Annotated in this window: 11 protein-coding genes; 9 read left to right on the plus strand and 2 right to left on the minus strand. The window is 67.3% G+C overall.

Annotation, left to right across the window (positions count from 1 at the left end; genetic code table 11):
- Positions 1-15: 15 nt before the first annotated feature.
- Positions 16-1,956, plus strand: coding sequence for a M1 family metallopeptidase (locus tag QMX81_RS08395; RefSeq protein WP_121039931.1), 1,941 nt, complete (start codon positions 16-18; stop codon positions 1,954-1,956).
- Positions 1,957-2,094: 138 nt separating this feature from the next.
- On the opposite strand, the gene QMX81_RS08400 is transcribed toward QMX81_RS08395, so the two are convergent.
- Complete coding sequence (locus QMX81_RS08400) at positions 2,095-2,715, minus strand: TetR/AcrR family transcriptional regulator (protein WP_282260512.1); 621 nt, start codon at positions 2,713-2,715, stop codon at positions 2,095-2,097.
- 132 nt (positions 2,716-2,847) lie between these two features.
- Between QMX81_RS08400 and QMX81_RS08405 the strand changes: the two genes are divergently transcribed.
- The 3 genes from QMX81_RS08405 to QMX81_RS08415 all read left to right on the plus strand — a co-directional run bounded on the left by QMX81_RS08405 (position 2,848) and on the right by QMX81_RS08415 (position 5,328).
- Positions 2,848-3,894 carry an MBL fold metallo-hydrolase gene (locus tag QMX81_RS08405; RefSeq protein ID WP_282260514.1) on the plus strand — a complete coding sequence of 349 codons (1,047 nt, stop codon included), beginning with the start codon at positions 2,848-2,850 and terminating at the stop codon, positions 3,892-3,894.
- 94 nt (positions 3,895-3,988) lie between these two features.
- Positions 3,989-4,720 carry a hypothetical protein gene (locus tag QMX81_RS08410; protein WP_121039921.1) on the plus strand — a complete coding sequence of 244 codons (732 nt, stop codon included), beginning with the start codon at positions 3,989-3,991 and terminating at the stop codon, positions 4,718-4,720.
- Positions 4,708-5,328, plus strand: coding sequence for an HAD family hydrolase (locus QMX81_RS08415; protein WP_282260517.1), 621 nt, complete (start codon positions 4,708-4,710; stop codon positions 5,326-5,328). The genes QMX81_RS08410 and QMX81_RS08415 overlap by 13 nt, the downstream gene beginning before the upstream one ends.
- Before the next feature lie 320 nt (positions 5,329-5,648).
- Here the strand turns inward: QMX81_RS08415 and QMX81_RS08420 are convergent, their stop codons facing one another.
- On the minus strand, positions 5,649-6,587 hold the full coding sequence (locus QMX81_RS08420) for a carbohydrate kinase family protein (protein ID WP_121039915.1): 939 nt from the start codon (positions 6,585-6,587) through the stop codon (positions 5,649-5,651).
- 275 nt (positions 6,588-6,862) lie between these two features.
- On the opposite strand from QMX81_RS08420, the gene QMX81_RS08425 reads away from it, so the two are divergent.
- From QMX81_RS08425 to rodA, 5 genes are all read left to right on the plus strand, one after another.
- Complete coding sequence (locus tag QMX81_RS08425; protein WP_019186044.1) at positions 6,863-7,909, plus strand: rod shape-determining protein; 1,047 nt, start codon at positions 6,863-6,865, stop codon at positions 7,907-7,909.
- 156 nt (positions 7,910-8,065) lie between these two features.
- Entirely contained in the window at positions 8,066-9,184 is a 1,119-nt protein-coding gene (gene mreC / locus QMX81_RS08430) for a rod shape-determining protein MreC (RefSeq protein ID WP_282260521.1), read from the plus strand.
- On the plus strand, positions 9,181-9,666 hold the full coding sequence (gene mreD / locus QMX81_RS08435) for a rod shape-determining protein MreD (RefSeq protein ID WP_019186042.1): 486 nt from the start codon (positions 9,181-9,183) through the stop codon (positions 9,664-9,666). Before mreC ends, mreD begins: the two co-directional genes overlap by 4 nt.
- Before the next feature lies 1 nt (position 9,667).
- Positions 9,668-11,728 (plus strand): penicillin-binding protein 2, encoded by a 2,061-nt coding sequence (gene mrdA / locus QMX81_RS08440; RefSeq protein ID WP_121039909.1) that lies wholly within the window; start codon positions 9,668-9,670, stop codon positions 11,726-11,728.
- Complete coding sequence (rodA, locus tag QMX81_RS08445; RefSeq protein ID WP_121039906.1) at positions 11,725-12,837, plus strand: rod shape-determining protein RodA; 1,113 nt, start codon at positions 11,725-11,727, stop codon at positions 12,835-12,837. The genes mrdA and rodA overlap by 4 nt, the downstream gene beginning before the upstream one ends.
- The last annotated feature ends 103 nt before the right edge of the window (positions 12,838-12,940 follow it).

Here is a 12,940-nt window from a genome sequence, read left to right on the forward strand (position 1 = left end):
TGATCGGTCCCGTTCATGCGATCTCCGTTCCTGTTGATTCCCCTGGCCGTCGCCCTGGCGTCCGGCTGTTCCAAAGAACCGGCGGCTCCGACCGTCGATCCCACTGCCACCGCCCCGGCGAGCACTGCCATGAAAGCCGACAGCCGCAGCCACGATGAAAGCTCGTACGCCGAGCCGGACAAGGTCGTCGTCAAGGACATCGCGCTGGACCTGAAGCTGGATTTCGACAGCAAGCAGATCGGCGGCACCGCGACCTACACGCTGGAGTGGAAGGACAAGGCCGCCAAGCAGCTGGTGCTGGACACCCGCGAGCTCACGGTGGAGAAGGTCGAGGCGATCGCCGCCGACGGCAAGGCTGCCCCGCTGCCGTTCGTGCTGGCGCCGGCCGACAAGGTGTTCGGCAGCAAGCTGAGCATCGAGACCCCGGATCAGCCGGCCAAGGTCGTGATCACCTATCACACCGCACCGACCGCCTCGGGCCTGCAGTGGCTGGAGCCGTCGATGACCGAGGGCAAGAAGCTGCCCTTCATGTTCAGCCAGTCGCAGGCGATCCACGCCCGTTCCTGGGTGCCGCTGCAGGACACCCCGAGCGTGCGCTTCACCTACAGCGCGCACGTGGTCTCGCGCCCGGACGTGATGGTGCTGATGAGCGCCGACAACGATCCCAAGGCCGCGCGTGATGGTGATTACACCTTCAAGATGCCGCAGCCGATCCCGTCCTACCTGCTGGCCATCGCCGCCGGCGACCTGGTGTTCGAGCCGATCTCCGGCCGCTCCGGCGTGTGGGCCGAACCGACCATGGTCGGCAAGGCCGCCAAGGAGTTCGAAGACACCGAGAAAATGATCGGCGCTGCCGAGAAGCTCTACGGCGAATACCGTTGGGGCCGCTACGACATGCTGGTGCTGCCGCCGTCGTTCCCGTTCGGTGGCATGGAAAACCCGCGCCTGACCTTCGCTACCCCGACCGTGATCGTCGGCGACAAGTCGCTGGTCTCCCTGGTTGCCCACGAACTGGCGCACAGCTGGTCGGGCAACCTGGTGACCAACGCCAGCTGGAAGGACATCTGGCTCAACGAGGGCTTCACCACCTACGTGCAGGGCCGCATCACCGAGGCGCTGTACGGCCAGGAAATGGCCGAGATGGAGCGCGAGATCGACCAGAACGATCTGCTCGCCGAAGTGAAGGACATGAGCGCGGCCGACCAGGCCCTCGCCCTGCCGCCGCTGAGCGAGCGTGACCCGGACGAGGCATTGAGCCAGGTCGCCTACGTCAAGGGCGCATGGTTCCTGCAGTTCCTGGAACAGCGCTTCGGCCGCGAGACCTTCGATCCGTTCCTGCGGGGCTGGTTCGATGACCATGCTTTCCAGAGCGCGAACACCGACCAGTTCGTCGAGTACCTGAAGAAGAACCTGCTGTCCAAGAAGCCCGGCGCCGTCAGCGACGCCGAGCTGAAGGCATGGCTGGACGAGCCGGGCATTCCGACGTTCGCGACCAAGGCCCGCTCGCGCAACTTCTCCATCGTCGATACCGCCCGCATCGCCTGGCAGGGCAGCAACACGCTGCCCAACGCACAGATCACCGGCGAGTGGGGCACCCAGGAATGGGTGCACTTCATCGACGGCCTGGGCAAGACCCTGCCGGTGGAGAAGCTGGCCGCGCTGGACAAGGCCTACCACTTCACCGGTACCGCCAACGGCGAGATCGCGATGCGCTGGTATCCGTTGACGATCCGCAGCGGCTACAGCGAAGCGAACGACGCCGCCGGCGCGTTCATCGAGCGCGTTGGCCGTCGCAAGCTGATCATGCCGATCTACGCCGAACTGGTGAAGACACCGGAAGGCCTGGCCTTCGCCAAGGCGGCCTTCGCCAAGGCCAAGCCGGGCTACCACCCGATCACCACGGGCTCGGTGCAGGACATGCTGGACAAGGCCGAGGCGGGCACGGCCAAGCCGTAATCGCCCGACGCATCGGTTGAACGAAAAACGGCGGGGAAACCCGCCGTTTTTTTATGCCTGCCTGCGTACCGCGAGCCGAGCCCGACCAACTCGCCTCCGCGACTGGATAAGGCATGCTTCTTTGCGTGGAAGCCTATGTCACACCGCGCGCACCGCCAGGAACATGTCCACGCAATCGTGCATCACCTGCTGCTGCTGCGCCGGCGCCAGCGGTGGCTGGCCGAAGGTGATCTGCGGCCAGAACGCAAAGGCCTTGAGCATCGCCTGCAACTGGTGCGCAGCCTCGGCCGGCGGCATGTCCGTGCGCAGCCGGCCATCGGCCTGGGCCGCGCGGATCCAGCCGGTCAGGCCTTCTTCCTTCTCGGCCAGCTTGTCCATCATCGCGCGCGCGCGCTCGGGGGCATGGACCAGTTCGGCCATCGCGACCCGGGAGAGATCGATGAAGCCGGGGTCGTCGAGCAGGCGCATCTTCCGCTGCGCGAAGACCAGCAGCTGCTCGCGCAGGGACTGCGCCGGATCGTAGGGCACGACATCCAGCGCCTGGCTGGCTTCGAACAGCTGCCACAGGATCGCGGTGAACAACTCGTCCTTGCTGGCGAAGTGGTTGTACACGGTGCGCTTGGACACCTCGGCCGTGGCCGCGATGCGATCCATGCTGGTGCCGGCGAAACCGAATTCGCGGAACTCGGCCACCGCGGCGCGGAGGATGGCCTCGCGTTTACGGTCGGTGAGGCGGCTGGGGCGGTCGGGGGCGGTCATGCGGATTATTTTACACCGTTCAGTTTACTTTTCGGAAAAGGCAAGTAAACTCGCCGGTGTACTTTCCAGGGCAAGCCCCGCATGAAACGTCGCCTGCCTCGTGTCCTCCTCCTTCTGACGGTGTTGATCGCCATGTCCATTGGCCTGTTGACCTGCGGTGCCCGCCCGGCGGCCGCCTATGACCAGTCGCCGCAATTCGGCGACGGCCGCTTCCACAACCCCACCGGCAAGACCGACCTCGGCTTCTTCCGCACCGTCGGGGTGATGTGGCGTTTCCTGTTCAACAAGCCGGCCGATGCCAGCCCGCTGGCGCCGATCCCGGTGCAGGCGCTGACCCGCCAGGCCCTGCTCGAGGCACCGGACGACAGCCTGTGGCGGTTGGGGCATTCGACGATGCTGATGAAGCTGGACGGCCACTTCTGGCTGACCGACCCGGTGTTCTCCGAGCGTGCCTCGCCGATGTCGTTCATGGGCCCCAAGCGCTTCCATGCGCCCCCGCTCACCATCGACGAACTGCCGCCGATCACCGGCGTGATCGTGTCGCATGACCATTACGACCACCTCGATCACGACGCGATCCAGGCGCTGGCGCCCAAGGTGCAGCACTTCGTCACCGCCCTCGGCGTGGGCGACCGCCTGATCGCGTGGGGCGTGCCGGCGGCGAAGGTCGTGCAGCTGGACTGGTGGCAGGACACCCGCGTGGAAGGCCTGAAGATCGTGGCGACGCCGGCCCAGCACTTCTCCGGCCGCACCCTGGCCGACGGCAACCGGACGCTGTGGGCCTCGTGGGTGATCGACACCGGGCGTACCCGGCTTTTCTTCAGCGGTGACACCGGCTATTTCGACGGCTTCGCCCGGATCGGTGAGCGCTATGGCCCGTTCGATCTGACCATGATCGAAACCGGGGCCTACGGCGAGGATTGGCCGGACGTGCACATGCAGCCCGAACAGAGCCTGCAGGCGCACCTGGACGTGCGCGGCAAGGTGATGATGCCGATCCACAACGGCACCTTCGATCTGGCCCTGCACCCATGGACGGAACCGTTCGAGCGCATCACCACGCTGGCGCAGGAACAGGGCGTGCCCCTGACCGCGCCGCACATGGGCGAACGTCTGGATATCCGCGCACCGGCACCGTCCACCCACTGGTGGCGCGAAGGACAGCCGAGCACGGAGTGAAATCGCTGCCCATCGGTGCCACACCGGCGTGCGCCGCTTGGCGATAAAGTAGGCGCAGGCGCCTTGCGCGCCATCGTCCAACACGGAGCACCCAATGAAGCGACTGATCCTGGTAGCGGCCTGCGCCTTTGCGCTGGCAGCGTGCAGCAACCCCGAAGCCGAGCGCCAGGCGCAGCAGGCCGCTGCGGCCGCCGCCAAGGCGCAGCAGGAAGAAAAGGCCGAAGGCGTAGCCAAGCAGTACGACATGGCGGTCGCCGCGCAGGATTGGGAACGTGCCCGCATCCACGGTGGCTCGCTGCTGGACCAGTACAAGGACACCGACGTCGCCGCCCGGATCGAACCGGGCTACGCCGAGGTCAAGGCCAAGGCCGAGGCCGCGCGCGAAACGCGCCGTCTGCAGGCCCTGTGGCAGTACAACCAGATCCCGGTCGGCACCAAGGGCATCCAGTCCTCGGCGCAGATCTACAGCAAGGAGCGCGTGGACGTGGATGGCAGCGGTGCCAAGCCGGTGCAGCTGGTGTTCCGCGATCATCCCGAATGGAAGCGCCATGCGTACCTCGTGCTGCAGGCCGGCGATTTCCGCTGCCCGAAGTGCCAGGTCAAGGTGACCGTCGACGATGGCAAGCCGGTCTCCATGGCCGCCTGGCGCCCGGATACCGATGAAGCGATCGCGATGTTCATCACCGACCAGAAAGCGCTGTGGAACCTGGCGCGCAAGGCCAAGGTGATCAGCATCGAGTTCCCGGTCAAGGCCGGTGGCACGCGCACGGCCGTGTTCGAAACCGGTGGTGTGGATGCCAGCCGCATGCCGTCGTGGTGGCAGTGAGGGGCCTGCCGGCGATCCGTCACTGGGTGTTTGACCTGGACGGCACGCTGACCGTGGCGGTGCACGATTTCCAGCGCATCAAGCGTGACCTCGCGATTCCACCGGACGATGACATCCTCACCCATCTGGCCGCGCTGCCGGCCGAGGAGGCCGCGGCCAAGCATGCGTGGCTGCTCGCACACGAACGTACGCTGGCCGAGCAGGCACAGGCCGCCCCCGGCGCGGTGGCCCTGGTACGCACCCTGCACGCCACAGGCTGCCGGCTGGGCATCCTGACCCGCAATGCGCGCGAACTCGCCGAGGTGACCCTGCAGGCGATCGGTGTCGGGGGCGTGTTCGCCACCGATGACATCATCGGCCGTGACGAAGCCGAGCCCAAGCCATCACCGGCCGGGCTGCAGTACTTCGTTGCGCGCTGGCAGGCCGTTCCCGCCCAGATGGTGATGGTCGGCGACCATCGCTTCGACCTGGAATGCGGCCGTGCCGCCGGCACCCGCACGTTGCTGGTCAACACCCCGGACAACCCTTGGCCGGGCATGGCCTGCTGGCACCTGGCCGATTGCGGGCAGGTGCTGGCGACATGGGAAGAGAGCCGGGTTTCGGCCTGACTGCAGCGGACACCGGCTTGCCGCACGGTCTACCGGCGATGGAGCTCGAAAGCAGCCAGGCATGGCCTGGCTCTACCCTCATCACCCCTAAAGTCCTCTCTGGTGGAGAGCCCCCTTGATGTTCAAGGGGGCGCGCCAGCGGCGCGGGGATCAGGTGGAATGCGCGGGACGGTTGCGCCACGGGCGCAGTCGTCTCAAGGGGGCGCGCCGAAGGCGCGGGGATCAGGTGGAATGCGCGGGACGGTTGCGCCACAGGCGCAGTCGTCTCAAGGGGGCGCGCCAGCGGCGCGGGGATCAGGTGGAATGCGCGGGCAGTTTGGTTACGCGGTTAACGCGTAACCAAACTGCTGCTTGAACTGCTCATTGAACTCATCGAACGTGAAGCGCTGGTTCTGGGTGCCCGGGTGCTCGACCTTCAGCGCGCCCATCAGGTTGCCCATGCGGCCGATGGTCAGCCAGTCGTAGCCCTTCTCGATGCCGTAGATCAGGCCGGCGCGGAACGCATCGCCACAGCCGGTCGGATCGACCACGCGGCGCTCGTGCGCCGGCGGGATGTCATAGGTCTTTTCCGGGGTGTGGATGACCGCGCCCTTGGGGCCACGGGTGGTGATGTAGGCCTTGACCCGGCTCACGATCGCTTTTTCATCCCAGCCGGTGCGCTCCTGCAGCAGGTTGGATTCGTAGTCGTTGACGACGACGTAGTCGGCCTGCTCGATGAAGGTGCGCAGCTCCGGGCCGTTGAACAGCGGCATGGCCTGGCCCGGGTCGAAGATGAACGGCACGCCGGCCTCGAAGAATTCCTGCGAGTTCTGGATCATGCCCTCGCGCCCATCCGGGCCGACCAGGCCCAGGGTCACGCCCGGCACGTCTTTCACGTGGTTCTCGTAGGACCGCATCATCGCGCCCGGGTGGAAGGCGGTGATCTGGTTGTTGTCGTGATCGGTGGTGATGAACGCCTGCGGGGTGAACAGTTCATCGATCACCTTGACCCGGCTCAGGTCGATGCCCAGGCCCTGGAAGTACTCGCGGTACGGGCCGAAATCCGAACCCACCGTGCCCATCGGGATCGGCTCGCCACCCAGCAGGTACAGGTTGTAGGCGATGTTGCCGGCGCAACCGCCGAATTCACGACGCATGCGCGGCACCAGGAACGACACATTCAGGATGTGCACCTTGTCCGGCAGGATGTGATTCTTGAACTGGTCCGGGAACACCATGATGGTGTCGAAGGCAAGAGAACCACAGATCAAAGCGGACATCGAGTAAGGCCTATGCGGAAGGGGGTTTGAGGCCCGTTGGGCGGGCAACGAAACGGCGCCCTGCGGCGCCCTGCGGCGCAAAGGTTAACGGGTAGGGCGGCTTTGGGCCAGAACCCGGGCTGTCCGGATTGGCCTGAATGGCCGTGAAGGCTGGCTTTCGGCCAGATTTGTCCTTGCTCGCGCACAGGGGGATTGCTAGGCTTGTCGGCCTCGAATTCTGCCCATTTTTTCGCCATCCCGCGTTGGGCGCGACACCCCTCAGGATCAACTCCCAGATGTTCAAGAAACTGCGTGGCATGTTCTCCAATGACCTGTCCATCGACCTGGGCACGGCCAACACCCTCATCTACGTGCGTGGGCAGGGGATCGTGCTGAACGAGCCGTCGGTCGTGGCCGTGCGCCAGGACCGTGCCATCGGTGGTACCCGTTCCGTGGCTGCCGTGGGCGCCGAGGCCAAGCAGATGCTCGGCCGTACCCCGGGCCATATCACCACCATCCGCCCGATGAAGGATGGCGTCATCGCCGACTTCACCTACACCGAGGCGATGCTCAAGCACTTCATCAAGAAGGTCCACAAGTCGCGCTTCCTGCGCCCGAGCCCGCGCGTGCTGGTCTGCGTGCCGGCCGGCTCGACCCAGGTCGAGCGCCGCGCGATCAAGGAATCGGCCGAGGAGGCCGGTGCGCGTGATGTGTTCCTGATCGAAGAGCCCATGGCCGCTGCGATCGGCGCCGGCATGCCGGTCACCGAAGCGCGCGGCTCGATGGTCATCGACATCGGCGGCGGCACCACCGAAGTGGCGGTGATCTCGCTCAACGGCATCGTCTACTCGGCCTCCGTGCGTATCGGCGGCGACCGCTTCGACGAATCGATCACCAACTACGTGCGCCGCAACCACGGCATGCTGATCGGTGAAGCGACCGCCGAGCGGATCAAGGTCGAGCTGGGCTGCGCCTACCCGCAGGCGGAAGTGATCGAGATGGAAATCTCCGGCCGCAACCTCGCCGAGGGCGTGCCGAAGATGATCAAGATCAACTCCAACGAAGTGCTTGAAGCCCTGCATGAGCCGCTCTCGGGCATCGTCAGCGCGGTCAAGCTGGCGCTGGAGCAGACCCCGCCGGAACTGTGCGCCGACGTCGCCGAGCGCGGCATCGTGCTGACCGGTGGTGGCGCCCTGCTGCGTGACATGGACCGCCTGATCTCCGAGGAGACCGGCCTGCACGTGCAGGTGGCCGATGACCCGCTGACCTGCGTGGCCCGCGGTGGTGGTCGTGCGCTGGAGCTGGTGGACATGCACGGCAACGAGTTCTTTGCGCCGGAGTAAGCCGTACCGGCCGTGTATCGTAGACGCGCCTCTGCGGCGTGATGCCTCCAGCAAGCTTCGCTTGCCGGGCGTCACCTCGCCGGGGCGTTGTCGCATGCTGTTCCCGCTGCGCTCTTGTTCCGCGCGCTTCATCCACACTATTTCCAGTCGACGCCTGTGCCGCCTTACGCCGGTCCTCCCGTAGCCTCCCGCCAGGGCGATGCCGCCAGTCCGCTGCGCCTGCTCGCTTACCTGGCGTTGGCCATCACCCTGATCGTGCTTGATGACCAGGCCGGCTGGCTGTCGCGCCTGCGCGCGCAGGCCAACGTGCTGGTGCAGCCGGTATGGGCATTGGCCGGTCTGCCGGGACGGCTCGGCACCCAGGTCAAGGACAACGCGGCCAGCCACGGCCAGCTCGTCACCGAGAACCGCGAGCTGCGCAACCAGTTGCTGATCGCCAATGCGCGCCTGACCCGCCTGCAGACCGCCGCGCTGGACAACGCCCAGCTGCGCGAACTGCTCAACGTGGCCGAGCGCAGTGGCCTGGATGTGCAGCTCGCGCCGATCCTGGATATCGACCTGGACCCGGTGCGCCAGCGCCTGGTGCTGGCGGCCGGCACCCGCGATGGCGTGCATGTCGGCCAGGCGGTGATCGATGCCGGTGGCCTGATGGGCCAGGTGATCGCCACCACCGGCAACAGCGCGACCGTCCTGCTGCTCACCGATCCCGACCATGCCGTGCCCGTCACCGTGGCCCGCAACGGCGTGCGCCTGATCGTCTACGGCCGCGGCGACACCCTGGAACTGCGCGACATTCCGCTCAGTGCCGGGGTGGAAGTGGGCGATGAGATCGTCACCTCGGGGTTGGGCGGGCGCTTCCCGGCCGGCTTCCCGGTCGGCAGCATCACCGCGCTGCGCCCGGATGACACCCACGCCTTCCTGGTCGGTGTGCTGAAGCCGGCCGCCCAGCTCGACCGTGGCCGCGATGTGCTGCTGCTGCGCCCGGGCGAGGCGATCCGCATTCCGCCGAACCTGCGCCGTGATGCGGGCGAAGCCGGCGGCCCGGCCGCGCTGCCGCTGCAGGCCGGCGCGCCGGCAGGCACCGCAGCGCCGGCCAGTGCCACCCCGGCGGGTTCATCCCCGGCCTCCACGGCACCTGCGACGGCGCCCGCCAATGCACCGCAGGCCAACCGGCCCGGTCCATCCGCGCCGGTACCGGTGACTCCGCGTCGCCCCGCAGCCTCGCCTGCGCCCGCGCCTGAAACCGGCGCCGCGCCGCCGGAGGAACAACGATGAGCCGCCTGCGCGACAAACCCTGGGTGCTGCCGGTGAGTCTGGTCGTGGCGCTGCTGCTGGGCCTGTTGCCGCTTCCGGCGCTGCTGCAGCCGCTGCGTCCTTACTGGCTGGCACTGGTGCTGGCCTACTGGGTGATCGAAACACCGGATCGGGTCGGGCTGGGCATCGCCTTCGCCAGCGGCGTGATCGCCGATCTGCTCTACGGCGGCGTGCTCGGCGAGCAGGCGCTGCGGCTGGTGATCCTGACCTTCATCCTGCAGCGCTTCCGCGCGCGGATCCGCTTCTTCCCGATGTCCCAGCAGATTCTGGCGATCGGCGGCCTGCTGTTCAACGACCGCATCGTCAGCGCGGTGGTGCACATCGTGGTCGGCGAGCCGACCCTGCCGTGGTCGTACTGGTGGGCCCCGCTGCTGGGCATGGCGCTGTGGCCGCTGGTGTTCGTGCTGCTGGATGCGCTGCGTTTCGGGCGACGCGGGCGCTGACATGTACATGCGCCGCCAGGCCAAGAATCCGCATGCCGAGGCAGAACAGTTCCGGCGCCGTGCCGCGCTGGGCTTCCTCGGTGTACTGGTATGCCTGTTCGGCCTGGGAGGGTGGTACTTCAAGCTGCAGGTGATGGACCACGACATCTACGCCACGCGCTCGGAGGCCAACCGGATCAAGCCGCGGCCGGTGGTGCCGGGGCGCGGGATGATCTACGACCGCAACGGCCGGCTGCTGGCCGAAAACGTGCCGGCGTTCCGCCTGGATATCACCCCGGACAAGGTCAAGGACATGGACGCCACGCTGGCGGGCCTGTCCAAGATCCTCGCGCTGAGCCCGGAAGACATCGAGACCTTCAACAAGTCGCGCAAGGCACGTCGCAGTTTCCTGCCGGTCACACTGAAGCTGCGTGTCACCGATGAGGAGATGGCGCGCTTCGCGGTGGACCGCTGGCGCTTCCCCGGCGTGGAGCTGGAGCCGTACCTGACCCGTCGCTACCCGTACGGCGATCTGTTCGCGCACATCATCGGCTACGTCGGCCGGGTCGATGACAAGGATCTGGAGATGCTGGGCGAGGGCAATGCCGCGCTGACCCATATCGGCAAGTCCGGGCTGGAGCGCTATTACGAGCAGCAGCTGCGCGGCAAGGTCGGCTACGAGCAGGTCGAAACCAACGTGCAGGGCCGCGCGATCCGCACCATCGGCCGGGTCGCGGCGCAGTCGGGCAGCGATCTGCGGCTGTCCATCGATGCCGATCTGCAGCGCGCGATGGTCGCCGCCTTCGGCGAGTTCGAAGGTGCGGCGGTGGCGATGGACCCGCGCACCGGCGAAGTGCTGGCGATGGTCAGCCTGCCGTCCTACGACCCCAACCTGTTCGTCAACGGCATCTCGCATGCCGATTTCAAGGCGCTCAACGACAATCCCTCGCGGCCGCAGTTCAACCGCCTGGTCCTGGGTGGCGTCGCGCCGGGTTCGACGATCAAGCCGCTGATCGGCCTGGCCGGCCTGGACAGTGGCGTGCGCAAGCCCGAAGACAAGATCCTGTCCACCGGCATGTTCTATCTGCCGGGCACCTCGCGCGGCTGGGGCGATGCCAACCGTGGCGGCCATGGCTGGACCGATCTGCGCAAGTCGATCACCCAGTCGGTCAACACGTACTACTACAGGCTGGCGCTGGATCTGGGCATCGATCGCTTCGACCACTACATGGGCTACTACGGGTTCGGCGCACCGACCGGCATCGATCTGACCGGCGAGATCGGCGGCATCCTGCCCTCGCCGGCGGCCAAGTTCAAGGCACGCAAAGAGCGCTGGTATCCCGGTGATACGGTCAATGTCAGCATCGGCCAGGGCGACTGGAAGGTCACCCCGCTGCAGCTGGTGCATGGCGTGGCGGGCATCGCCGATGGCCAGCTGCGCCAGCCGCACCTGGTGATGCAGCAGCGCGCCGGTTTCGATGCCGACTGGACGGCGACGCCGCCGGGCGAGAGCAAGCCGATCAGCCCTACGCCGGGCAATCTGCAGGCGGTGCGCGAGGGCATGATGGGCACCATGCAGCCGGGCGGCAGCGGCGCGCGGGCAGCCGCGGGCGCGCCGTACGTGATGGCGGGCAAGACCGGTACCGCACAGGTGATCAGCCGGCGCGGTACGGCGGCGGTCAATCCGCGCAGCCTGCCGCTGCATCTGCGCCATCGCGCGCTGTTCGTGGGTTTCGCGCCGGCCGACCATCCGGTGATCGCCGTGGCGATCGCGGTCGAAGGCGGCGGTTACGGTGGCTCGGCCGCTGCACCGATCGCACGCAAGATTTTCGATGCCTGGCTGCTGGGCAAGATGCCCGACGGCCTGGAGCCGCTGGACAGCGAGCGCGGTACCACCGCGATCGGCATCACCGCCTTCGATGGCGGCGATGGCGCCGTGCGCGAGGCGGGCGATGCCGCCGTGGCTGCGCTGGAGTTGATGCCGGTGGTGGTGGGCCTGCCTGCGCCTGCGCCCGCGCCGGACCCCGCTGCACCCGTCCCCAGTGCCACTCCACCCCCGACCGCACCGGAGCGGCCACGATGAAGGTCTTCCTGCGCTGGGCGGTCGACATGGCCGTCCGCTTCAGCAGCTCGCTGGACTGGGTGCTGTGCCTGGCCCTGGCCGCGCTGATGCTGATGGGCCTGGCCGTACTCAAGAGCGCCGGAGGCGACGGCCTGGTGTTCGCCCAGGGGGCGCGCTTCGCGGTTGGCCTGGGCGCGATGTGGGCGATTTCGCGGATCTCGATCCTGCGCATCCGTTCGGCCACGCCGCTGATCTACGCAGTCTCGATGATCCCGTTGCTGGCCGTGTTCGTGCTGGGCACCGGCAAGTACGGCCGCCAGTGGCTGGATCTGAAAGTGTTCTACCTGCAGCCGGCCGAGCTGCTCAAGGTCAGCCTGCCGATGATGGTGGCCTGGTATCTGCATCGCATGCCGCTGCCGCCGCGCTTCTCCACCGTGCTGACCAGTGCGGTGATCATCGGCGTGCCGACCGGGCTGGTGATGCTGCAGCCGGATTTCGGCACCGGTGTGCTGATCGCTGCCAGCGGCGCGTTCGTGCTGCTGCTGGCCGGCCTGCCCTGGTGGTGGGTAGGCGTGGCGGTCGGCGGTGTGGCCGCGGCCGCGCCGGTGGCCTGGTTCTGGCTGCTGCGGCCGTACCAGAAGGACCGCATCATGATGTTCATGGATCCGGAAAGCGACGCGCTCGGCGCGGGCTGGAACATCATCCAGTCCAAGATCGCGATCGGCTCGGGTGGCTTCGATGGCAAGGGCTGGGGGCAGGGCTCGCAGTCGCACCTGAACTTCATTCCCGAGCAGACCACCGACTTCGCCTTCTCCGTGCTCAGCGAGGAGTTCGGGTGGATCGGCGTGGCGATTGTGCTGGCACTGTACCTGGTGGTGATCGGGCGTTGCCTGTGGATCGCCTCGCAGTCGCGCGATACCTATTCGCGGCTGCTAGCCGGCGCGACCGGGCTGGCGTTCTTCGTCTACGTGCTGGTCAACGGCGGCATGATTTCCGGCCTGCTGCCGGTGGTCGGCGTGCCGATGCCGTTGATCAGTTACGGCGGTACCTCGGCGGTCTCGCTGTTGGCCGGCTTCGGGCTGGTGATGGCGGTGCGTCGCCACAATCCGGTACACGGCGGCTACGGCTGAGCGCACGCGATGCGTGCGCCGTGGCCCGGCGGTACGTATCGGCTAAGGATTGCCTCGCCCGCGCGTGTTACGGTCCTGCGCTCGCGCCGGCCCGCCTAGCGGG

This window comes from Stenotrophomonas sp. PS02301 (genome assembly GCF_029959485.1).
In the GTDB taxonomy this organism is placed as follows: Bacteria; Pseudomonadota; Gammaproteobacteria; order Xanthomonadales; family Xanthomonadaceae; genus Stenotrophomonas; species Stenotrophomonas maltophilia_Z.